Here is a 22,676-nt window from a genome sequence, read left to right as displayed (position 1 = left end):
GACGTGTAACGCTTGGGCATCTACACTTCTGTACCGCCTAGGCGTCTGTCTCGACTCGTACCCCGGCGAACTCGCTTTCCGCGATCGGGCGTACGGCACGAATGCAGGCCGTCGTGCCGGACCTGGGAGGAAAGTGAGTTTGCAACATGAACACTGAGACGCCGCCGCCGAACAGGCTGTGGAACCTCGAGGGATGGCGCCTGCGCTGGAAGGTCACCGCGGTCGTCGCGATCCCGGTCACCGTCGCCATGGTGCTCGGTGCCCTCCGAGTACAGGAAGAGCTCAGCGCCGCCGCCCACTTCAGCGAGGCGGCGGACCAGACCTCCATCGTCGCGCCGCTGCTGGCCATGGACACCGCATTCGGTCTGTACGTCGGCGGTGCCATTTCGCGCACGGGATCCCCGTCCGACGCCGAACAGGTCACCGAGATGATGGCCGCGATGCGCGAGACGGCGGCGAACCCCGACCTGGACCCCGCCGTGGTGGCCAACGTGGAACGGTTGATCGACGAGACCGAGGCGCTCCGTGGGCAGATCGCGAACATGGGCGTCGAGGAGGTCGCGGCCCGCACTGTCGCGATCCAGGACGACGCGGCCAAGACCGTCTCGGATGTCATCTCCCCCATCGGTGACGACACGATCCTCAAAGAGGGGAACCGGCTCGTCGACGCCTGGGCCGCGCAGCGCCGCCTCTTCGGACAGACGATGGCGATCCTCGCGCTCGTCGAGAACCCGAAGGCCCCCAATACCGCGCTGATCTCGGCCAACGGTTCCGAGTTGGCCCTCATCGACGTCCTGGCCCGGTACTTTCCAGAGGACGACCCGACCCTGACCACGCTGCGTCAGGCGGTCAAGGACCGCACCGACATGGTGTCCGCCGCGCCCTCCGGTCAGCCGCCCCTGTTCGAGCTGCGCGATTCGATGATCGCCAGCCAGCAGATCTACACCAACCTGATCAAGAACTCGACGAGCTCGATCACCAACAAGGTCGCCGCGAAGGCGAGCGAGACCCGTTCCGCGGCGATGCGCGACGCCGCCGTGGTGCTCGCAACGCTGCTCGCGACGATCGCGCTCGGCCTGTTGGTTGCCCGATCGTTGATCCGCCCGATCCGCCGACTCCGGCGCGGGGCGCTCCAGGTGGCGAACGAGGACCTTCCGAAGGCGATCGAGCAGATCAAGGTCGGCGACGTCACGGCGGTGACCGAATTCGAACCGATTCCGGTGCACACCAACGAGGAGATCGGACAGCTCGCGCGTGCCGTCGACGACATGCACGGTCAGGCGCTCAAGCTCGCCGGCGAGCAGGCACACCTGCGCCTGCAGATCGGCGACATGTTCGAGACCCTCGCCCGACGCAGCAAGTCGCTCGTCGACCAGCAGCTCGGACTGATCGAGAACCTGGAGTTCGAGGAGAAGGACCCCAAGCGGTTGGAGAGCCTGTTCCGGCTCGATCACCTCGCCGCCCGCATGCGCAGGAACGGCGAGAACCTGCTGATCCTCTCGGGCACCAGGACCCGTCGCGGCCATTCCGCTCCGGTTCAGGTCGGTGACGTCGTGCGCGCCGCGATGTCCGAGGTCGAGGACTACCAGCGGGTCGAGGTGAAGGCCACGCCGCAGGGCGCGATCAGCGGCACCGTCGCCATCGACGTCGTGCACCTGCTCGCCGAGCTGCTGGACAACTCGCTGCGGGCGTCCCCGCCGGACAGCAAGGTGACCTTCAACTTCGCGCGTGCCGTCGACGGCGGGCTCCTGCTCGAGATCACCGACCGCGGAATCGGCATCCCCGCGGCGGAGATGGCGGCCATCAACGACCGCCTCGCCTCGGGTGGCGAGGTGAGCCCCGAGACGGCCCGCCACATGGGTCTGTTCGTGGCCAGCCGGCTCGCGGACCACCACGGCCTGACGGTGCGGATGCGACCGACCTTCGACACCGCCCGCAATCAGGGCGTGACGGTCAGTGTGCACGTCCCGCACAGCGCACTCGTCTCGCCGATGTCGATGGGGATGACGGGTCCACAGAGCGTGGTCGATTCCGACGGTTACCCCGTCACCGGGGAGCAGCCCGCCGTTGCGGAACCTGCCGTCCCTGTCACCGTCACCGTGGGTCCGGGACCGCTGACCACTGGTCCGATCGGGCTGCCGCAGCGCACTCCGGCCGAGCCGAGCGGGCTGCCGCAGCGCACTCCGGCCGAGCCGAGCGGTCTGCCCCAGCGCACTCCGGCCGAGCCGAACGGACTGCCGCGGCGTACCCCGGCGATGCTGGGGGTTCTGGCGCAGCGCGCCTCGGCCGCACAGGAGGATCTGGCTCAGAGCAGCCCGTCCGCACCGAGTACATCCGCTACATCCGCACCGAGCCCGTCGCCGCAGCCGAGCCCGCTGGCCCCGACCGCCGGTCTGCCGCAGCGCACCCCCGGCGCGAGCGGTCTGCCGCAGCGCACCCCCGGCGCGACGACCGGTCTGCCCCAGCTCAATCCGGAGGTGAGCGCTCCGGCCCCGGCAGCCGCGCCCACCCCGGTCGTCGAATCGGCGCCGGCCGCACCGGCCACGATGGCGGAGGGGATGGAGCCCGCGGGCACCACGCAGCACCGCTACCGCGTCAACTCGCAGAAGACCGCGTCGTTCTTCCAGCCGCGCGCGAATGTCGAGCCGTTGCGCCCGATCCTGCACCCGCAGGAGACGACGCCGATCTTCAGTGGCATGGTCTCGACCGGCATCGTCTCGGACTGGTTGGCGACGCCGACGCCGGGGGAGGGGAGCAAGAACTGGACCTCGGCCGCGGACGAGGGCTGGAACGCCGCACAGCGCGCCAGCGCCCCTCGCGTGGAGGCTCACACCGAGTCCGGACTCCCGCAGCGGCAGCCGGGACACCAGTTGGTTCCGGGTGGAGTCAACGGGGCTGACAAGATCACTGCCAAGCTGCGCGACCCGGACGCCATCCGCGAGAAGCTCAGCCGCCACCAAAAGGGCATCCGCGACGGTCGTGCCGCCAGCCATGCCGAACGCAACAGCATCTAAGGAGACAGATGAACATGGATCAGGGATCCGCGCTCAACATGGATCAGGGATCCGCGGGCGGCTACTCGCTCGATTGGTTGGTTTCGAACTTCGCGCGTGAGGTGCCGGGCGTCTCGCACGCGGTGCTGGTGTCGGCGGACGGCCTGCTCATGGCCGGCAGTGCGCACCTGCCGCTGGACCGCGCCGAGCAGCTCGCGGCGGTCACGTCGGGGCTGGCGAGCCTGTCGGCCGGGGTCTCCCGGCTGTTCGAGGGCGGCGGCGTCCTCCAGTCCGTCGTCGAGATGCAGCACGGGTACCTGCTGCTGATGAGCGTCGGTGACGGCTCACACCTCGCCACGCTGACCTCGTCGGGTTGCGACATCGGCCAGGTCGGTTACGAGATGGCACTCCTGGTCGATCGCGTCGGCGCCTCGGTGCAGGCGACGCCGCGAGCCGGTATCGGGACCTGATTCCGAGGTGGCCATGGACGAGCAGCACAACGCAGAGACGGGGACCGGGCCCAGCCTGGTCCGGCCGTACTCCCTCACATCAGGGCGCACGAAACCCGCGGTGGAGCTGGCGCTGGAGGCGCTGATCCAGGTTCTGCCCGATCCGGAGAACCGGAACTGGGAGCTGGGCGACATCGAGGCGACCATCGTGGTGTTGTGCGCGCAATCGCCCTCCCTCGCGGAGATCGCCGCCCGGGTTGGCGTCCCCATCGGGGTCGCGCGAGTGCTGGTGGCGGACCTCGTCGAGGCCGGCCACCTGCGAATCCTGGCCACTCTGCAAGAAGACGCGAGCGACAGCGAGCGTCGGGAACTCATCGAAAGGGTCCTCGGTGGACTTCGCCAAATCTAGCGCCCAGCAGAATCGGGTCACCTCGACAAAGATCGTGATCGCCGGCGGATTCGGCGTGGGCAAGACAACCCTGGTCGGGGCCGTCTCCGAGATCGTGCCGCTCCGGACCGAGGCGCTGGTGACGAACGCCTCCGACGGCGTCGACAACCTCACCGGGGTCCCGCAGAAGGCCACCACGACCGTCGCGATGGACTTCGGCCGCATCAGCCTGGCCGACGACCTGGTCCTGTACCTGTTCGGGACGCCGGGACAGCACCGATTCTGGTTCATGTGGGACGACCTGATCCGCGGCGCCATCGGCGCGATCGTGCTGATCGACACCCGCAGGCTCGACGAGAGCTTCGCCGCCGTCGATTTCTTCGAGGCCCGCAAGCTGCCGTTCCTGGTGGCGGTCAACGAGTTCGACGATGCGCCGCGCTACCCGCTCGAGGACATCCGGCAGGCTCTCGCGGTGTCGGCCGACGTGCCGATCATGTCCATCGACGCCCGCGATCGGGAGTCGGCCAAGGGCGGATTGGTCGCGATCACCGAGTACGCCCTGCGTCGGCTCGGTCAGCCGGTCGGGTAACACTCTTCACGCCAGTTTCGGTGCCGCGATGCGCGGCGCCAACCCCGGCCTCCCGTCCTCGACGGGGGGCCGGGTCCGACTTCGGTGACCCGGCGATCGGCCGATCGACCTGCGGACTCGAGTGCCGTCGCGGTGTGTTCGCCGTGGTAACTGCCGACAATCCGCGAGTGATGCCGGGTCTAGCTGACCTGCACCTATAGACTCGGGTGGTTGCGCGACATCCTGCGAGGCGGCCAGTCCGCGAGGAGACGCGAAGCCGAGTAGAAGAGGAGCTCATGACCGACACCACGTTGCCGCCTGAGGGGACGGGGCACGACCGCATCGAGCCCGTCGACATTCAGCAAGAGATGCAGAGCAGCTACATCGACTACGCGATGAGCGTGATCGTGGGCCGTGCTCTGCCGGACGTGCGCGACGGCCTCAAGCCCGTGCACCGCCGCGTGCTCTATGCGATGTACGACAACGGGTACCGCCCGGACCGCGGCTACGTGAAATCCGCGCGACCGGTCGCCGACACGATGGGTAACTACCACCCGCACGGCGACACCTCGATCTACGACACCCTGGTCCGTATGGCCCAGCCGTGGTCGCTGCGTTACCCGCTCGTCGACGGCCAGGGCAACTTCGGCTCCCGCGGCAACGACGGCGCGGCCGCGATGCGCTACACCGAGTGCAGGCTCACGCCGCTCGCGATGGAGATGCTCCGCGAAATCGACCACGACACCGTCGATTTCGCGCCGAACTACGACGGCAAGACGCAAGAGCCGACGGTTCTCCCCAGCCGTATCCCCAACCTGTTGATCAATGGTTCCGGCGGCATCGCCGTCGGCATGGCCACCAACATCCCGCCGCACAACCTGCGCGAGGTCGCGGAGGCCATCTACTGGGCGCTCGAGAACTACGAGGCCGACGAGGAAGCCACCCTGGCGGCGGTGATGGAGCGGATCAAGGGACCTGACTTCCCGACCGCGGGCCTGATCGTCGGCGGCCAGGGCATCAGCGACGCGTACCACACCGGCCGCGGCTCGGTCCGGATGCGCGGCGTGGTGGAGATCGAGGAGGACGCCAAGGGGCGCACCACGATCGTGATCACCGAGCTGCCCTACCAGGTGAACCCGGACAACCTGATCACCTCGATCGCCGAGCAGGTGCGGGACGCGAAGATCGCAGGCATCTCCGACATCCACGACGAGTCCTCGGACCGCGTCGGCATGCGGATCGTCGTCACCGTCAAGCGTGACGCGGTGGCGAAGGTGGTGCTGAACAACCTCTACAAGCACACCCAGCTGCAGACCAGCTTCGGCTGCAACATGCTCTCCATCGTCGACGGGGTGCCGCGCACCCTGCGGCTGGATCAGATGATCCGTCTGTACACCACGCACCAGCTCGAAGTGATCGTCCGGCGCACCAAGTACCTGCTGCGCAAGGCCGAGGAGCGGGCCCACATCCTGCGCGGCCTGGTCAAGGCGCTCGATGCGCTCGACGAGGTCATCGCGCTCATCCGGGCTTCGCAGACCGTCGACATCGCCAGGGCCGGGCTGATCGAGCTGCTCACCGTCGACGACATCCAGGCCGATGCCATCCTCGCGATGCAGCTGCGCCGCCTCGCGGCCCTGGAGCGTCAGAAGATCATCGACGAACTCGCCGAGATCGAGCGCGAGATCGCGGACTACCAGGACATCCTGGCCAAGCCGGAGCGTCAGCGCGCGATCGTGCGCGACGAGCTCAAGGAGATCGTCGACAAGTACGGCGACGACCGGCGGACCCGCATCATCGCGGCCGACGGCGACGTCAACGACGAGGACCTGATCGCCCGCGAGGACGTGGTGGTCACCATCACCGAGACCGGGTACGCCAAGCGCACCAAGACCGATCTCTACCGGTCGCAGAAGCGCGGCGGCAAGGGCGTCCAGGGCGCCGGGCTCAAGCAGGACGACATCGTCAAGCACTTCTTCGTCAGCTCGACCCACGACTGGATCCTGTTCTTCACCACGAAGGGCCGGGTGTACCGGGCGAAGGCCTACGAGCTCCCCGAGGCCAGCCGCACCGCACGCGGCCAGCACGTCGCGAACCTGCTGGCCTTCCAGCCGGACGAGCGGATCGCCCAGATCATCCAGATCAAGACCTACGAGGACGCCCCGTACCTGGTGCTCGCCACCCGCAACGGCCTGGTCAAGAAGTCGAAGCTGACCGACTTCGATTCCAACCGCAGCGGCGGCATCGTCGCGGTGAACCTGCGCGGCGAGGACGAGCTGGTCGGCGCGGTGCTCGCCTCCTCGGAGGACGATCTGCTGCTGGTGTCGGCGCAGGGTCAGTCGATCCGCTTCTCCGCCACCGACGAGGCGCTGCGGCCGATGGGCCGCGCCACCTCCGGCGTGCAGGGCATGCGCTTCAACGGCGACGACGAACTGCTCTCGCTGAACGTCGTGCGTGACGGCACCTACCTCCTGGTCGCGACCTCGGGTGGGTACTCGAAGCGCACCGCGATGGAGGACTACCCGGTCCAGGGCCGCGGCGGCAAGGGCGTGCTGACGATTCAGTACGACAAGCGTCGTGGCACCCTGGTCGGAGCGCTCATCGTCGACGACGACGACGAGCTCTACGCCATCACCTCCGGCGGGGGAGTGATCCGCACCGCGGCCAAGCAGGTGCGGAAGGCCGGCCGACAGACCAAGGGCGTGCGGTTGATGAATCTCGGGGACGGTGACACCCTGCTCGCGATCGCGCGCAACGCCGATGAACCCGATGAGTCCGACACCGCCGCGAGTGACGGATCGAAGGAGTCTTAGTGAGCACTCCCAACCAGCCCGGCAGCGACCGGCAGGGGTCACCTGCCGGTCCGGGCGCTCAGCCGCAGGCAGGTAAGCCGGAGGGGACGAACGGGACTCCGTCACCGGCGCCCTCGACCCCGGCGCCTGCCAAGCCCGACGCGCAGGCGCCCGCCAAGACCGACGCTCCGGCGGCGGCGACGTCGGCACCAGGACAGCCTGCCGCCCCCGCGCAGCAGGCCCCCGCCACGGCTCCCGGCCAGGACCGTCCGGCCCCGCCCGCACAGGGCACGGGCCAGACACCGCCGCGCCCGCAGGGGCAGGCGCCGCAGGGGCAGCAGCCGACCGGACCGTCCCGTCCGGCGCAGGCTCCGCCGTCCGGCACGACACCGGCGACGCCCGCGCAGGGATCGCGGCCCGCAGGTGCTCCGCCGCAGGGCGGCGCCGCACCGGCCGCCCCGCAGGGTGGCCGGCCGACCCAGGCTCCGACCCAGGCGCCCGGCCAGCGTCCGCAGCAGAACGGCGGCCAGGCCAACGGCGCGGGCACGCGTCCGGGTGCTCCGGCCGGCGCGCCGGGTACGCGTCCGGCGTCGCCCACCGGCGGCGCCGCAACGCGTCCGGGTGCCCCCGCGGGTGCACCGGGTACGCGTCCGGCATCGCCCACGAGCGGTTCGGGTGCGCGCCCCGCGACGCCCGCGGGTGGTCCGGCGACGCGTCCGGGTGCTCCGGCGGGCGCACCCGCCACGCGTCCGGTCTCGACCCCGAGCGGCCAGGGCACTAGTCCCGGTGCTCCTGCGGCCGGTAAGCCCGCGGCGGGAGCTCCGTCGGGTGCCGACGCGGCGAAGACGGCCCGCAAGGAGGCCGCCAAGGCCAAGTCGGCGGTGATCGACGGCCCCACCCGGCACATCGACCGCTCCGATCTGGCGAAGGACCTGCCGGACCTGTCCGCGGTCAAGCATCCGCTGCCCGGCGACGCCCCCGCGGCGGCAGCAGGCGCGGGCCCCAAGGCGGGTGCGCAGCCCGCGCTCGTTGCGGTGCCGATCGATGCGGTCGCGGGCGACCCGTTGCGCGCGACCATCCAGGTGCGCAAGGTCGACCCCTGGTCGACGCTCAAGGTGTCCCTGGTGATCTCGGTGGCGCTGTTCTTCGTGTGGATGTTCGCCGTCGGATTCCTGTACGTCGTGCTCGACGGCATGGGTGTCTGGGATCGCCTGAACAACGCCTTCACCGACATCGTCTCGGAGACGGGCGACGAGGGCCTTGTCAGCGCGGGACAGGTGTTCGGCTACGCCGCGCTGATCGGTGCCATCAACGTGGTGCTCTTCACCGCCCTCGCGACGATCGGATCGTTCATCTACAACCTCTGCACGGACCTTGTCGGTGGGGTCGAAGTGACCCTCGCCGACCGCGACTGACCACGGGTTTCGGTTCCCCGCCGGGCCGGTTTTGGTCGCGGCCGGTCGGTGGGGTAATCTCATGCCTCGGTTCAGGGAGACAAGTTCGATGCGTCTCCCGGACCGAGGTTAAGGGCCTATAGCTCAGGCGGTTAGAGCGCTTCCCTGATAAGGAAGAGGTCGGAGGTTCAAGTCCTCCTAGGCCCACTCCCCGTGCCGACGAAGGGTTCGAGCATGAAGGTACTGCTTCTCGCGGCAGCCGTTGTGACCGTTCTCTTCGGGCTGACGAAGCTGCGGTCGCAGCGCCGCAGCCAGGATGTATGGCACGAGGTCACCAGCCGCTAGCGCGGACGGGGCCTTAGCTCAGTTGGTAGAGCGCTGCCTTTGCAAGGCAGATGTCAGGAGTTCGAATCTCCTAGGCTCCACAGCAGCAACACAATCGGACACAGCGTCACATCAACACCCCTCACTCTCCGGTGGGGGGTGTTTTTTGCTGACAGGGGCGAAGGTCACGAGCGGATCGCATGCCGGGGCAAGTTCATCGAATTGTGTTCGAGATCACATGCGCTCGACTACTGTTCGGCTGGGGGAAATCGCAACCGAACCCGGGAGCCGACATGAAACTCAGGAAGATTGTCGCCACTGCACTGTTCGTGACGGCCGCGATGGGCGCCGGGGCGGTCACCGCGCACGCCGACCCAGCCGCGCTGGTCGGTGCTCAGATGCAAGGCAGGGATCAGGGCGTCGGATACACCACGGGACTCACGCCGGGCGGGAACTCGGTCGTCACGTTGCTCGACGCGGGCGTGTTCCGGGTCTCCGGCGACGGGACCGGGGTCAGCGTGCTCCGGGGCGACGGATCGTCCATCGGCACGATTCCCCTCGCGTACCGGGTGAACGGTGAGACGCACGCGATCGCGCCCGCGATCGGTGACGGCGGCCGGAGCCTGACATTGACGCCGACACTGCTTCCCTCGGCCGTCCAACCGGTCGCCTGGGACAACCCCGCGGACCAACAGCGCCTGATGGGGGAGATCCAGAAGGCTCAGATGGGCGGGATCGTCGGGCAGACCGTCGGCGGGATCATCGGGCTCCTCGTCGGCTGCGTGGTGGGCGTGCTCGCCGGCTGCTTCCCCGGATCGCTCATCGGCTCGCTCATCGGCGGTGTGATCGGGCTGGACATGGTCGGCGGGGAACCGTTGCGGGCGGCGTTCTTCAACTTCGTCGGGCCGCTTCCGACCCTGCCGGGGATGCCGGCACCCGCGGCGCCCTGATTTGCGCCCGCACAGCAACACACGACAAACACACAGCCCGCGATCAGCTCCTGGTCGCGGGCTGTGCGCTGTGCATCGCCGAGTGTGCAGGTGTCGGCGTAAATGCCGAGAGGGGCGGACGGTAGCTGCACACTCGGCGACCGGTGCCGTGCCTGTGCAATTGTGAACAAACCTGTGCAGCAATTGGTTTCGGTGCCGCGCGGTCGCATGTCCGAGAGCCCGAATCGGCCCGACCGTCGCGCGAAAAGTATGTGTTACCGTGCGTACGGCTTCGTGTTCGGAGTCAACGAACACGGGGCGGAGTCGACGGTGGACAAGAGTGTGCGCGCAATCGGGTGGCGGGGTGCGGTCGTGGCGGCCGCCCTGTCGGTGGTCGTGGCCGCGATCGCGGCGCCCGCCGCCGCCGCGGCGCCCGCGGACTTCTACACGCCGCCTGCCGATCTGACGGCGAGCGCACCCGGCGACCTGATCCGCAGCGAGCCGTCCGAACTCGCGCTCCGGGTGCCGGGAACAGACGGAGCGTTCCCCGCCGACGGACGGCGCATCATGTACCGCAGCACCGACGCGAACGGCGCGGCCAACGCGGTCACCGGCACCTACCTCGAGCCGCAGCGGCAGTGGGAGGGCCCCGGACCCCGGCCCCTGGTCAGCCTCGCGGTCGGCACCCACGGCCAGGGCGACCAGTGCGCCCCCTCCAAGCTGCTGAACCAGCTCCTGACCTACCAGGCACCGATCGGCCTGATGACCGAGTACGAGGTGCTCGGCATCAACGGGCTGCTGCTGCAGGGGATCGCCGTCGTCGTCACCGACTACGACGGCCTGGGCACGCCGGGCATGCACACCTACGTCAACCGCGCGGCCGAGGCGCACGCGGTGCTGGACGCGGCCCGTGCCGCCAAGAACCTGCCCGGCACCTCGATCACCCCGGCAGGCCCGGTCGGATTCTGGGGGTACTCGCAGGGTGGCGGCGCCGCGGCGGCCGCGTCCGAGCTCGCCGCCGACTACGCGCCGGAACTGCAGGTGAAGGGCACCTACGCCGGGGCGCCCCCCGCGGACCTCGCCGCGACCCTGGCGCAGATCGACGGTTCCTTCCTCACCGGCGCGATCGGCTACGCGATCAACGGTCTGGCCCAGGCCTACCCCGAGTCCCGGCCGCTCATCGAGGCGGAGCTCAACGAGAAGGGCAAGGCGATGCTGGCGGAGACGCGGAACTACTGCGTCATCGAGACCGGTGCGCGCTTCGCCTTCCAGAAGACCAACGAGTACACCCGCAGCGGCGAATCGCTCTCCGTGGTGCTCGACCGGCTGCCGTTGGCGAAGGAACTGCTGGAGCGACAGCGGATCGGCACGAGGACGCCGACCGGGCCGGTGCTGATCCAGTCCGGCAACCACGACGACGTGGTGCCCTTCGGCCAGGCCGAACAGCTGGCCGGGGCCTGGTGCGGTCGCGGCGCGACGGTGCAGTTCACCGAGAACCCGCTCCCGAGCGTCCTGCCTGGCTCCGTGATCAACCACGCTGCGCCGCTTGTCCTCGGACTGCCCGAGGCACTGACCTACATGGTCGACCGGTTCCACGATCGACCGGCACCGAGCACCTGTTCATCCTGACGCCTCCTGGCCCTCCGGTAGCAGGGGCCACCGATACCGTGGGGTGATGTGCTGCCGTCGGCGAGCCGCGATGCTCGTGGCATGACGACCCACGCAGCCCCGCCCCGCAGGTGGGCGCCGACGACGGTGTACGTGCTGGTGGCGTTTCTCGCGGGCGGCGTCCTCGTGGCGCTCCAGGCAGTGACCGGCCCCGACCCGGACCTGCTCGAACTGGTGCAGTTCGCACCCGCGATCGCGGTGGCGGCGGTCCTGCTGGTGTGGCGGGGCAGATGGCGGCCGCCGCTCGCGGTGAGCCTGTGGCGGCCCGACCCGGCCATCCTCGCGGCCGCGAGCGGCTCGGTTGTGATCATCCTGGCGCTGCCGGCGGCGGTGCTCGTGTCCCTCGGCGCAGGCCCCGATTTCTCGGCCGTCCGCGCCGGCGCGGCGCCGCTGGGCCTGCTGGTCCTTGCGCAGTGCGTCGGGGCATACGGGGAGGAACTCGGCTGGCGGGGGTTCCTGCAGCCCTACCTGCGCACGAGGCACTCCATGCTGATCACCGGCGTGCTCGTCGGGACCGTCTGGGGGGTGTGGCACGTGCAGGTGTTCGCGGCGGGCGCCGCCTATGCGGCGGCCTTCCTGTCGGCGACGATCGCGATGTCCGTCCTGCTCGCGGTGCTCCTCGACAACGGGCGTCAGGGCAGCCTGTTGATCGCCACCGTGTTCCACGCGGCCGTCAATCTCGGCCTGCTGGCGTTCGGCGACGCCGGCGGCCGTGAGCCCATGCTGTGGTCGTCGATGGCCGTCGCCGCGGCGGGCTGTGCCGCGGCGACAGCGGCGCTCAGGAGTTCTCGAAATCCTGCAGGCTCGGCGGAGCGGGGGCGACAGGCGGCACCTCGCGCCGACGCTCCTTGAGGTACACGGCGCCCGCCGCCACGGCGGCACCGAGACCGACGACGAGCAGCGCACGCCTGCCGCGCCTGCGGCCGCGACCCTTGACCTGCTCGGCGGCCACGGCCGCCACGGCCTGCTCGTCCACCAGCGCGAGGGCGGGGACGGCCTTCGGCCGGGACGACAGTGCCTTCCTGGCCAGGGTGTAGCCCTGACGGCCGAGATAGAGGCTCAACGCTCCGGTGCCCTTGGCCACCACTCCGGTGCCCTTCGCGACACCTCCCGTTCCCCTGGCGAACCCGAGCGCCGCGAGCTGCGCGAGCCTCAATGCGCTACTGAGCGTGGTGGATTCGGGGGCGGGGGGTACCACCTCGAGGGTGGGCGCCTGCTCGGCCGGGGCGGGGACAGAAACCGGGGTGGACTTCGTCGCGCGAGTCATCTGTCCACTGTCGCACATGTTCCGTACGGCGGAATGGCACCATGGTGGAGTGACCTCACCGAATCAGACCGCAACCGCAACGCTGCACACCAACCGCGGCGACATCAAGATCGCCCTGTTCGGCAACCACGCGCCGAAGACCGTCGCGAACTTCGTCGGACTCGCCGACGGCACCCAGAACTACAGCACCGAGAACGCCTCGGGCGGCAAGACCGGACCGTTCTACGACGGCGCCGTCTTCCACCGCGTCATCGACGGCTTCATGATCCAGGGCGGCGACCCGACCGGCACCGGCCGTGGCGGCCCCGGCTACCAGTTCGGCGACGAGTTCCACCCGGAGCTGCAGTTCGACAAGCCCTACCTGCTGGCCATGGCGAACGCAGGCCCGGGCACCAACGGCTCGCAGTTCTTCATCACCACCGGCAAGACCCCGCACCTCAACCGCAAGCACACCATCTTCGGTGAGGTCGTGGACGAGGAGTCGAAGAAGGTCGTCGACGCCATCTCCGGAACCTCGGTGGACCGCACGGACCGCCCGCTGGAGGCGGTCGTCATCAACAGCATCACCATCTCCTGATCGGTACCGCGAGATGACCAACCCCGGTTGGGGTGGCGTTGCCGGTGACGGCACCCCGCCCCAACCGCGGTGCGTCCGGCACCCGGACCGGCCCACCGCGCTCTCCTGCACCCGCTGCGGCCGTCCCGCGTGCGTCGAGTGCCTGCGACCGGCCGCCGTCGGCCAGCACTGCGTCGACTGCATCGCCGCCGACGCCAAGACCACCCGCTCGGCCCGCACCGTCGCCGGTGCGCAGCTCCGGACCGGCCTGCCGACCCCGATCGTCACCTACGTCCTGATCGGGCTCAACGTCCTGATCTACGCGATCACGGTGCTCCAGTCCGGCAACGTGGCGAACAACCACCTCGGCTCGCCGCTGTTCACCAGCTGGGCGCTCTGGCCGCCCGCGGTCGCCGACGGCGACCTGGTTCGTGTCGTCGGCAGCGGCTTCCTGCACTTCGGTGCCGTCCACCTGCTGGTCAACATGTTCGCGCTCTGGGTGATCGGCCGCGACACCGAGATCATCCTCGGGCGCTCCCGCTACGTCGCGGTGTACCTCGTCTCGATCCTCGGTGGCTCGGCAGCCGTGATGGCCTTCCAGGTGAACGCCGTCACCGCGGGCGCCTCGGGTGCGGTCTTCGGACTGATGGGCGCGCAGGCGGTGATCCTGCTGCGGCTCAAGCGCAGCCCCGGCCCGGTCCTGGCGATCATCGCCCTCAACGTGATCATCAGCGTGACGATCCCGGGGATCTCGCTGTGGGGGCACCTCGGCGGGCTCGTCGCGGGCGCCGCCGCCACCGCGGCGCTGATGTTCGCCCCCGGCAGCCTCGGCACCCCCGCGGAGCGCCAGAAGGCGCGCACGCTCGGCTGGGGCGGCCTCGCCGCCGTCACCGTCGTCTCGGTCGGCGTCATCGCGCTGCGGATGGCGCAGCTGCGGTCCGAACTCGGGATGTAGTCGCCTCGCCGGCTACGGGCGCGGCCGCTCCGGCGGCACCAGCCCGCGGCCGGCGAGCGCCTCGAAGACATCGGTGGGATCGGTACCGAGGTCCCAGCGACCGAAGATCATCAGCTTGTCGTCGTCGACACCGGGCGGGCGCACGTCGATCTCCAGCATCGGCACCCGACGGCCCAGCCGCGGATAGCGCACGATCCGGACCCGGCTCAGCTCCGACGCCGGGTACTCGTGGCGTCCGGTCAGCCGCTGCACCGCGATCCCCCTCGCGCCGTCGAGCACGGCGAGCCGCGGCCGCTGGCGCAGCCCCAGTGCGGTGATCACCAGTAGCCCGAGCGCGCCGAGGCCGATCAGCACCCGTCCCGCCGGATCCGACGCCACCGCCGCGGCGGCGAGGAGCATGGCCACCCCGCCGACACCGGTCGCGATCAGCGCACCGGTGGGTGTGGACCATGCGAGCTCGGGGTTGTGCACAGGGTTTTCGGGGTTGTGCACAGGCTCTCCACAGTTATCCACAGGGTTTATCCACATTGGGGATGAATGACAACGATGTAATTGACGCGGTCAGAATGGGGATATCCCCAGCTCAGCGCCATCTCATCGTCATGATGAGGCCGACAACCATGAATCCGAAGCCGATCAGGAAGTTGTAGGCCCCCAGGTCGTTCATCCAGGTGATCTGGTCCGCGGCCAGGTAGTAGACGATCAGCCACGCGAGTCCGACCAGCATGAAGCCGAGCATCACCGACACGTAGAGCGTGCTGGATGGGCCGACCTTGACCTTCACGGGCGTGCGGTTCGCGGGATTGATCGTGTAGTCGGTCTTCTTGCGGACCTTCGACTTGGGCATGACGTCCTCGTTGGTTCAGTGTGGATCGTGCGATTGCGTCGGCGTCGGCGTCGACGCCCACCAGGTAGATTCGAGATTACCGGTGGTGAGTACACGCTAGCCGAGCACAGACGTGCCCGGGCAGGGTCTGCTGGCTGGACCTGCGAGCGGACAGGGGAGGAGGCGGGCGGCTGTGACCGAACCCGATCCGACCGCACCCGATCCGACCGCACCCGATCCGACCGTGTCCCACCGGCCTGCGGCGCACGCGGCGCCGCGCAGGCAACTCTTCTGGAAGATCTGCGTCCCGGTGGTCTGCGTGGTCACCGGGTTGCTGTTGGCGACCACCCGCGCGGTCTCGGAGGGCAACGAGCTGCGGCGCGGAGACACCACGAGGCTCTCCGACCTCGTGCGCAGCGCGCAGGCGGACGTGGATGACGCGGCGGGGGTGCGCGACGGGTTGGCCGCGCAGCTGGCCGCCCTCCAGGACGAGGCGGCCGGTTCCGACTCCGATGTCGCAGGCGTCCTCGAGCAGAGCCGGGCGCTGGAGGCCGCGGCGGGCCTGGCTGCGGTCACCGGACCCGGCGTTCGGGTGACCCTCACCGACGCGCCCCGCGACTCCGACGGGAAGTTCCCCGCCGGAGCCTCGCCCGACGATCTCGTCGTGCACCAGCAGGATGTGCAGAGCGTGCTGAACGCGCTATGGGCTGGCGGGGCGGTCGCGGTCGGGATGCAGGACCAGCGCATCGTCAACACCTCGGCGCCGCGTTGTATCGGCAACACGCTGCTGCTGCACGGGCGGACCTACAGCCCGCCGTATCAGATGACGGCGATCGGCGACCCGGCCCGGATCGAGGCCGCGCTCGCCGCCGAGCCCGGCGTGCGCACCTTCAAGCAGTACGCGGTCCGCTACGGGCTTGGGTACACCCAGGAGGCGTCGGAGACGTTCACCGTGCCGGCCTACACCGGTCAGCTGCGGACCAAGTTCGCGAACTAGGCCGCCGCGCCGCTCGTGCGTGATCCGTACCCCAGGTGGGGTGCAGATCGCGCACGGGCGACGAAGCCGCATATCCTGCTGGAATGCGCATCCTGGTCGTCGACAACTACGACAGCTTCGTGTTCAACCTGGTGCAGTACCTCGGCCAGCTCGGCACCAAGGCCACTGTCTGGCGCAACGACGACCCGGAGCTGGCCGACCGCGACGCCGTCGCGGCGCAGTTCGACGGGGTGCTGCTGAGCCCGGGACCGGGCACGCCGCAGCGGGCGGGCGCGAGCATGGACCTGGTCGCGGCGTGCGCGGCGGCCCGCACCCCGCTGCTCGGGGTGTGCCTCGGCCACCAGTCCATCGGCGCAGCGTTCGGCGCCACCGTCGACCGGGCACCGGAACTGCTGCACGGCAAGACCAGCCAGGTCAGTCATGACGGCACCGGGGTGCTGGCCGGGCTGCCCGACCCGTTCACCGCCACCCGCTACCACTCGCTGACGGTGCTGCCGGAGACGATGCCGGACGAGCTGATCGCCACCGCGCACACCGACACCGGGATCGTGATGGCGATGCGGCACCGGGAGCTGCCGATCCACGGCGTCCAGTTCCATCCGGAGTCGGTGCTCACCCAGGGCGGCCACCGGATGCTGGCGAACTGGCTAGAGGTGTGCGGGCAGCGGCCGCCGGAGGCGCTCGTCTCGACGCTCGAGGCCGAGGTCGCCCAGGCGCTGGGGTCCGCGCTCACCCACAACTGAGCCGTGCGCCGAGCTCAGTCGGCATGCCCGGACATGAGCTCCGTGATCGGGGCGAGGTCGAAATAGTCTCGCCACGAAGTGATTTCGCCCGCCTCGATCTCGAAGACACCCATCACGGGCAATTCCACGTGCTTGTCCCCGAGGGTGAACCGGTCGGTGCGTTCGTTGAGGACGACGGTCCCGTTCGACGCCTGGTGGTGGATGGTGAACTCGATTCCTCCGAATGCCGAAATGAAGCCGTCCAGGAAGTCGGCGATGGCCGCGCGTCCGAACAGTGGTTCCATCGGAATGTTGTGGTAGACAGCGTCTTCGCTGAAATATCCAGCGATCGACGCCGCGTCACCCGCCTTCCATTCCGCGCAGAAGGCCGTGACGAGGTCGCTCGGAGAGATGTTCATTCGATGTCCTGTCGGGATCGTGTCGGGCTGTCGGTCAGCTGATCTGGAGCGGCAGCCGGAGGTGGCGCCGCACGAAGATGCTCGGCACCCAGCTCGCCTCGTCGGCGATGGAGATCCGGGTGCTGCGTTCGAGGAGCGGGGTGACGGCGGCGAGGGCCTCCATCCGCGCGAGCGCCGACCCGATGCAGAAATGGGCACCCTTGCCGAAGGCGAGATGGGAGCGGATGCCCGGGCGGTCGAGGACGACCTCGTCGGGACGCTCGAACCGGGCGGGATCGCGGTTCGCCGACCCCCACAGCAGGAGGGCGTGACTGCCCGCGGGTAGCGCGACCCCGCCCAGCGTGGTGTCCGCGACGACGTGCCGGTGGTGCGCCCGGAACGGGGATTTCAGCCGGAGCGCCTCGTCGAGGAAGGGGTCGATCAGGGAGGGATCGTCGCGGAGTGCGCGCTGGACGTCGGGGTGGGTGGCGAGCAGCCGTGCCGAACTGGCGATCAGCCCGGCCGTCGACTCGCCGCCCGCGCCGACCAACTGGACGAGGATCAGCACCGCGACGTCGTCGGTCAGGTCACCGGTCGCGCAGGCGCGCGCCAGCACACCCATGAGGTCGTCCTTCGGATCGTCCTTGGCCCGGACGAAGTGGGTGTGCAGGTAGCCGGCGAGCTCGACCGACGAGGTGACGAGCTGCCCGAGCCGGTCCGCGGTGACCACTCCGCCGAGCAGTTCCGTGCTGTCGTACGCCCAGGTCAGGAGCTGCGGGACGTCGCTCTCGGGCAGGCCGACGAGATGGGCGATGAGGGCGAGGGGCAGCTTGTCGGCCATGTCGGTCGCGTAGTCGATCCGGTCGTCCCGCACGCCCTCGGCCCACAGCTGGTCGACCAGGAGATCGACCGTCGGGCCCAGCGCGCGGATCCTCTTGCCGAGCGTCTGCAGCACCAGCTTGCGGTGGTGGGCGTGCGTCGGGTCGTCGGCGGTCGCGAGCACGTGCACCGCCCGGCCGCCGCCGTCCATGTCGAAGGTCACCGGCGGCCCGTCGGCCTGCTGAACGAGGACCCCGGTCAGATTGGAGGAGAAGTCGTCGACGCGTGCCGCCGCCTCGGTGACCAGAACCCAGGTGGAGACGAGATAGAAGTCGGTTCCCGGGACCCGGTGGACGGGTGAGTTCTCTCGGAGTGTGCGGTACAGCCCGTTCGGGTCGTCGAGATTCGCCGGATCGAAGAGGTCGATCCCCTCGAGTGGCAACGCGGTCATCGAATCTCCCACCGTTAGTAGAACCTGTTTCAGCGCCACCACCGTCCACCTGCCGACGGTGGCCTGTCAAGGGCTCGAAAAAGTTGAGATCAGGCATCGTGACCTGCTCAAACAGGAAATCTCACGCCGTGGAGAAGGTGACGGCCCCACGCTGCTCACGACGTTGCATCTCCGCCTCCGCTATAGACTGAGAGACAATTTCGTCTCACCGTGAGACTTCGGTGAGACGCCGCCAGGAGGTGTTCCGTGCGTGAATCGGATCCGGCCAAGGACTGGCTGGCAGGCGGGAACCGGCGCGCGATCGGGGTTGAGCGGATCCATGCCGCAGCGGCCGAGCTGTTCCTCGAGCGGGGGATCGACCAGGTCGGCGTCGAGGATGTCGCGGCCAGGGCCGGATGTTCGCGCGCGACGCTCTACCGCTACGTCGGCGGCAAGTCCGCTCTGGTCGGGGGCGTCGTCTCCGCGGCCGCCGCGGCGGTGGCCCTGCGGGTCGCGGCCGAGGTCGAACCGCTGAGCGGTTCCCGCCGGATCGTCGAGGCGATCCTGATCTCCGTCGCGGCCGTGCGCGCGGATGCCGCGCTGTCACAGTGGCTGACGAACTCCCGCACCGGCCGCGGCGACGACTACCTCGCGTCGTCTCCCGAACTCGGCAGGGTAGCCACGGCGTTGACGGGCATCGTGCCCGATGCGGAGGCCGCGCAGTGGATCGTGCGGGTGGTCATCTCGTTGCTCACCGTGCCGGCAGGCGACCCGGCGGCCGAACGCCGGATCGTCGAACGGTTCGTCGAACCGGCCTTTCGGTAGCAGTGGCGTCCGGGACGCCGCGCCTACGCGTGAGGGGCACCCTCGCGCGGTCGAACCGCACGAAGATGCCCCTCAACGGAACGGGTTATCGGCTACCGGGGAATGCCGAGCTGACCGATCCCGACCGAGATGGTCGAGGTCTTGGAGATCTCCGAGCCCGCCGGCTGCGCCTGCGTGACCACCTTGCCGACCTGATCGGTCTCCAGGGTGGCCTCCGGATGCTGGACGAGCTGGCTCGAGGATCCGGTCCAACCCGCGCGCCGCAGTGAGTCCAGCGCCTGCGACACGCTCTGGTTGTTCAGGTTGGGCATCGTGACCATGTTGCCGTTCGACACCCGGATCTTGACGGTGGCGCCCTTGGCCGCCGCGCTGCCGCCGGTCGGGTCGGTGGAGACGACCTCGCCCTTGGGCTTGCCGGAGTCGATGTTCTCGACCTGGACCTTGAAGCCCGCGCCCTCGATGTTCGGTTGCGCGACGTCGAGGGTCTGGCCGACGACGTTCGGGATCCGGATCTGTTCCGGTCCGCTGCCGAGGGTGATCTTCACGGCGCCGTCCAGCGCGACATTCGACCCGGCTTCCGGCTTCTGCGCGACCACCTTGTCCAGCTGGTCTTGCGTCGACGCGGCGGTGCTCACCGTCGAGTCCAACTGCAGGCCGATCGTGTTCAGCGCCTGCGCCGCCTGCGCCTGTGTCATGCCGGTCAGCGTCGGGACCTCCACCTCCTGCGGACCGGTTGACACGTCGAGAGTCACCGTGGTGCCTTCGTCGGCCCTGGTTCCCGCGACGGGGATGCTGGCGATGACGTTGCCCGAGGCCACGTTATCGCTCGGCTTCGGCTGGCTCTGTACCCGGAAACCGAGATCCTGCAGTGCGTTCTGGGCGTCCTGCGCGGACTGGTTGGCGACGTTCGGGACCGTGACCTGCGCGGCCTTCGAGCCGGGGCCGAGCGACCACAGGAACGCGCCGACGATGCCGATCACGGCCAGGGCCGCCAGCGACAGCAGCACCGCGCGCACCGCCTTACGACTACGCGGCTGGCCGTCCTCCGGCGCAGGCGCGGCCGCCTGCGCCACCGGCGGGGGCGAGACGGGGGCCGCGCCGTACCGGTTCTGTGCGTCCACCGCGCCGAGGATCGTGGTGCGGTCCTCGTCGTTCATCACCATCGGTGCGCCCGGACGCTGACCGCCGAGCACCCGCACCAGATCGGAGCGCATGTCGGCGGCGCTCTGGTACCGGTTGGCCGGGTTCTTGCTCATCGCCTTGAGGATCACCGAGTCGAGCTCGCGCGGCACGTTCGGATTCACGCTCGAGGGCAGGGCCGGGTCCTCCCGGACATGCTGGTAGGCGACGGCCACCGGGGAATCGCCCTTGAACGGCGGCTCGCCGGTGAGGATCTCGAACAGCACGCAGCCGAGCGAGTACACGTCCGAGCGGGCGTCGACCTGCTCGCCGCGCGCCTGCTCGGGCGAGAGGTACTGCGCCGTGCCGATCACCGCGGATGTCTGCGTCATCGGGCTGGAGGCATCGGAGATCGCGCGGGCGATGCCGAAATCCATCACCTTCACCGCGCCCGCGCGGTTGATCATGATGTTCGCCGGCTTGATGTCGCGGTGCACGATCCCGTTGCGATGGCTGAAATCGAGCGCCGCACACACGTCGGCGATGACCTCCATCGCGCGCCGGGCCTGCATGGGGCCCTCGGTGCGGACGATGTCGCGCAGCGTGTCGCCGTCGACGTACTCCATCACGATGTACGGCAGCGGACCGCCGTCGGTCTCGGCCTCGCCGGTGTCGTAGACGGCCACGATGGCCGGATGGTTCAGTGCCGCCGCATTCTGCGCCTCACGGCGGAAACGGAGGTAGAACGTGGGGTCGCGGGCGAGATCGGCGCGCAGCACCTTGATCGCTACATCCCGGCTCAGGCGCATGTCGCGGGCGAGGTGCACCTCGGACATGCCACCGAAGCCGAGGATCTCGCCCAGCTCGTAGCGGGAGGAGAGCTTGCGGGGTGTGGTCATGGCTGTCCTTGCGGGGCCGGTTCGAGGACGTCCGGCGTGGTCGTGGCGGTGGTCGTGCGGGGCGCTGTCGTGGTGGTCGTGGTCGGTTCCGTCGTGGTGGTCGTCGGCTCCGTGGTGGTCGTAGTTTCCTCGGTGGTGGTGGTGGTCGGTTCCGTCGTGGTGGTCGTCGGTTCCTCGGTCGTGGTCGTCCGCTCCGTCGTGGTGGTCACGGGCGGGCGGGTGGTGGTGGTGACCACGGGCCGCGTCGTCGTCACCGGCGGCGGCGTCGGATTGCTCGGCGCTCCGTCACCGCCGGACAGGAGAATCCACACGGAGATCAGCAGGGCCGCGAGCAGCAGGCCGCCGCCGCCCCACGCGAGGATCTTCTGTCCCTTGGTCATGCCCGTCGCCACCGCCGGCACCGACCCGGAATCGGGGCCAGCATATTCGCGCTGGGACGTCGGCAACATCTGGGTCCCGACGATGGGCGGCACCGCCCCCGTCATCGGCCGCGGCGGCAGGCCCGCCCCTGGCAGCGGCGGCCGCGCGCCGGACCTGACCACCGCGACCGCGTCGGCGAATTCGCCGCCGCTGCCGTACCGCGCGGCCGGGTCCTTGGCCATCGTGATGTCGATCAGCTCGCGCACGTTCGGCGGCAGATCCGCAGGCAGCGGGCTCGGCACCTCCTGAACGTGCTTCATCGCCACCGTCAGCGCGCCGTCGCCGACGAACGGCCGGCGGCCGGAGAGGGCCTCGTAGCCGACGACGCCAAGCGAGTACACGTCGCTGGCAGGCGAGGCGTCCTGTCCGAGGGCCTGTTCGGGCGCGATGTACTGGGCGGTGCCCATCACCATGCCGGTCCGGGTCACCGGGGAGGCCTCGACGGCCTTCGCGATGCCGAAGTCGGTGATCTTCACCTGGCCGGCGGGGGTGATCAGGATGTTGCCGGGCTTGACGTCGCGGTGCACCACGCCCGCCTCGTGCGCCACCTGAAGGGCGCGGCCGGTCTGCTCGAGCATGTCGAGCGCGTGCGGCAGCGCCAGCCGGCCGACACGCCCCAGCACCGCGTTCAGCGGCTCTCCGTTGACCAACTCCATCACCAGGTACGCGGTGGACTGGCCGACGCTGTCGAGGGTCTCGCCGTAGTCGTAGATCCCCGCGATGCCGGGGTGGTTGAGCTGGGCGGTGGTGCGGGCCTCCGTGCGGAAGCGCTCCAGGAACTCGGGGTCCGCCGAGTACTCCGACTTGAGGACCTTGACCGCGACCCGGCGGTGCAGGCGGTTGTCGACGCCCTCCCAGACCTGGCCCATGCCGCCGGTGGCGATCAGCCGCTGCAGCCGGTATCGGTTCGCGATCACCGCGCCGTTGTTCAGACTCATGAC

The 22,676-nt window shown here is 69.5% G+C and carries 22 protein-coding genes and 2 tRNA genes; 17 read left to right on the top strand and 7 right to left on the bottom strand.

The window, feature by feature from the left end:
* Positions 1-146: 146 nt before the first annotated feature.
* The 12 genes from C8K38_RS04315 to C8K38_RS04265 all read left to right on the top strand — a co-directional run bounded on the left by C8K38_RS04315 (position 147) and on the right by C8K38_RS04265 (position 12,354).
* Positions 147-3,014 carry an ATP-binding protein gene (locus tag C8K38_RS04315; RefSeq protein ID WP_097210742.1) on the top strand — a complete coding sequence of 956 codons (2,868 nt, stop codon included), beginning with the start codon at positions 147-149 and terminating at the stop codon, positions 3,012-3,014.
* 38 nt (positions 3,015-3,052) lie between these two features.
* On the top strand, positions 3,053-3,463 hold the full coding sequence (locus tag C8K38_RS04310; RefSeq protein WP_077044018.1) for a roadblock/LC7 domain-containing protein: 411 nt from the start codon (positions 3,053-3,055) through the stop codon (positions 3,461-3,463).
* Positions 3,464-3,476: 13 nt separating this feature from the next.
* Positions 3,477-3,851, top strand: a complete 375-nt coding sequence (locus tag C8K38_RS04305; protein WP_077044017.1) for a DUF742 domain-containing protein — start codon at positions 3,477-3,479, stop codon at positions 3,849-3,851.
* Entirely contained in the window at positions 3,832-4,419 is a 588-nt protein-coding gene (locus C8K38_RS04300) for a GTP-binding protein (protein WP_097210741.1), read from the top strand. The genes C8K38_RS04305 and C8K38_RS04300 overlap by 20 nt, the downstream gene beginning before the upstream one ends.
* Positions 4,420-4,694: 275 nt before the next feature.
* Positions 4,695-7,208, top strand: coding sequence for a DNA gyrase subunit A (gene gyrA / locus C8K38_RS04295; protein WP_097210740.1), 2,514 nt, complete (start codon positions 4,695-4,697; stop codon positions 7,206-7,208).
* A complete protein-coding gene (locus C8K38_RS27350; protein ID WP_097210739.1) occupies positions 7,208-8,602 on the top strand; it encodes a DUF3566 domain-containing protein in 1,395 nt (464 codons plus the stop codon). The genes gyrA and C8K38_RS27350 overlap by 1 nt, the downstream gene beginning before the upstream one ends.
* Positions 8,603-8,714: 112 nt before the next feature.
* Positions 8,715-8,788, top strand: a tRNA-Ile gene (locus C8K38_RS04285).
* 27 nt (positions 8,789-8,815) lie between these two features.
* Complete coding sequence (locus tag C8K38_RS27345; RefSeq protein WP_209927981.1) at positions 8,816-8,926, top strand: DLW-39 family protein; 111 nt, start codon at positions 8,816-8,818, stop codon at positions 8,924-8,926.
* 7 nt (positions 8,927-8,933) lie between these two features.
* Positions 8,934-9,006: transfer RNA gene (locus tag C8K38_RS04280), tRNA-Ala, on the top strand.
* A gap of 192 nt (positions 9,007-9,198) precedes the next feature.
* The gene (locus tag C8K38_RS04275) at positions 9,199-9,855 is read left to right on the top strand and encodes a hypothetical protein (RefSeq protein WP_097210738.1); all 657 of its coding nucleotides are present in this window, start codon (positions 9,199-9,201) and stop codon (positions 9,853-9,855) included.
* Positions 9,856-10,176: 321 nt separating this feature from the next.
* On the top strand, positions 10,177-11,463 hold the full coding sequence (locus tag C8K38_RS04270; RefSeq protein ID WP_097210907.1) for a lipase family protein: 1,287 nt from the start codon (positions 10,177-10,179) through the stop codon (positions 11,461-11,463).
* A gap of 81 nt (positions 11,464-11,544) precedes the next feature.
* Positions 11,545-12,354: a CPBP family intramembrane glutamic endopeptidase gene (locus tag C8K38_RS04265; protein ID WP_143548393.1), complete on the top strand. Its 810-nt coding sequence runs from the start codon at positions 11,545-11,547 to the stop codon at positions 12,352-12,354.
* Here C8K38_RS04265 and C8K38_RS04260 read toward each other — a convergent pair.
* Positions 12,281-12,769, bottom strand: coding sequence for a hypothetical protein (locus C8K38_RS04260; RefSeq protein WP_143548392.1), 489 nt, complete (start codon positions 12,767-12,769; stop codon positions 12,281-12,283). The two genes, C8K38_RS04265 and C8K38_RS04260, sit on opposite strands and share 74 nt — an antisense overlap.
* 16 nt (positions 12,770-12,785) lie before the next feature.
* Here C8K38_RS04260 and C8K38_RS04255 point away from each other — a divergent pair, with 16 nt between their 5' ends.
* Together C8K38_RS04255 and C8K38_RS04250 are read left to right on the top strand one after the other, a co-directional pair.
* Complete coding sequence (locus tag C8K38_RS04255) at positions 12,786-13,346, top strand: peptidylprolyl isomerase (RefSeq protein ID WP_179800473.1); 561 nt, start codon at positions 12,786-12,788, stop codon at positions 13,344-13,346.
* Positions 13,347-13,359: 13 nt separating this feature from the next.
* Positions 13,360-14,280 carry a rhomboid family intramembrane serine protease gene (locus C8K38_RS04250; protein WP_097210734.1) on the top strand — a complete coding sequence of 307 codons (921 nt, stop codon included), beginning with the start codon at positions 13,360-13,362 and terminating at the stop codon, positions 14,278-14,280.
* Positions 14,281-14,292: 12 nt separating this feature from the next.
* On the opposite strand, the gene C8K38_RS04245 is transcribed toward C8K38_RS04250, so the two are convergent.
* Together C8K38_RS04245 and crgA are read right to left on the bottom strand one after the other, a co-directional pair.
* Entirely contained in the window at positions 14,293-14,772 is a 480-nt protein-coding gene (locus C8K38_RS04245) for a PH domain-containing protein (RefSeq protein ID WP_257017152.1), read from the bottom strand.
* 91 nt (positions 14,773-14,863) lie between these two features.
* Positions 14,864-15,127, bottom strand: coding sequence for a cell division protein CrgA (crgA, locus tag C8K38_RS04240; RefSeq protein ID WP_097210732.1), 264 nt, complete (start codon positions 15,125-15,127; stop codon positions 14,864-14,866).
* Between the two features lie 223 nt (positions 15,128-15,350).
* Between crgA and C8K38_RS04235 the strand changes: the two genes are divergently transcribed.
* Complete coding sequence (locus C8K38_RS04235; protein ID WP_097210906.1) at positions 15,351-16,103, top strand: DUF881 domain-containing protein; 753 nt, start codon at positions 15,351-15,353, stop codon at positions 16,101-16,103.
* Between the two features lie 83 nt (positions 16,104-16,186).
* Positions 16,187-16,846, top strand: coding sequence for an aminodeoxychorismate/anthranilate synthase component II (locus C8K38_RS04230; protein WP_077043331.1), 660 nt, complete (start codon positions 16,187-16,189; stop codon positions 16,844-16,846).
* Positions 16,847-16,860: 14 nt separating this feature from the next.
* Here C8K38_RS04230 and C8K38_RS04225 read toward each other — a convergent pair whose 3' ends face one another.
* On the bottom strand, positions 16,861-17,238 hold the full coding sequence (locus C8K38_RS04225; RefSeq protein WP_097210905.1) for a limonene-1,2-epoxide hydrolase family protein: 378 nt from the start codon (positions 17,236-17,238) through the stop codon (positions 16,861-16,863).
* Positions 17,239-17,278: 40 nt separating this feature from the next.
* Complete coding sequence (locus C8K38_RS04220; RefSeq protein WP_097210731.1) at positions 17,279-18,493, bottom strand: cytochrome P450; 1,215 nt, start codon at positions 18,491-18,493, stop codon at positions 17,279-17,281.
* Between the two features lie 246 nt (positions 18,494-18,739).
* Between C8K38_RS04220 and C8K38_RS04215 the strand changes: the two genes are divergently transcribed.
* The gene (locus C8K38_RS04215; RefSeq protein WP_097210730.1) at positions 18,740-19,297 is read left to right on the top strand and encodes a TetR/AcrR family transcriptional regulator; all 558 of its coding nucleotides are present in this window, start codon (positions 18,740-18,742) and stop codon (positions 19,295-19,297) included.
* Between the two features lie 92 nt (positions 19,298-19,389).
* Here the strand turns inward: C8K38_RS04215 and pknB are convergent, their stop codons facing one another.
* Both pknB and C8K38_RS04205 read right to left on the bottom strand, forming a co-directional pair.
* Entirely contained in the window at positions 19,390-21,315 is a 1,926-nt protein-coding gene (gene pknB / locus C8K38_RS04210; protein WP_097210729.1) for a Stk1 family PASTA domain-containing Ser/Thr kinase, read from the bottom strand.
* Positions 21,312-22,673, bottom strand: coding sequence for a serine/threonine-protein kinase (locus tag C8K38_RS04205; protein WP_097210728.1), 1,362 nt, complete (start codon positions 22,671-22,673; stop codon positions 21,312-21,314). The genes pknB and C8K38_RS04205 overlap by 4 nt, the downstream gene beginning before the upstream one ends.
* Positions 22,674-22,676: the final 3 nt, after the last annotated feature.

The organism is Rhodococcus sp. OK611 (genome assembly GCF_003050885.1).
Taxonomy (GTDB): Bacteria; Actinomycetota; Actinomycetes; order Mycobacteriales; family Mycobacteriaceae; genus Rhodococcus_G; species Rhodococcus_G oryzae.
Note: the sequence above shows the minus strand (reverse complement) of the source record. Positions and strands in the feature narration are given on the sequence as shown.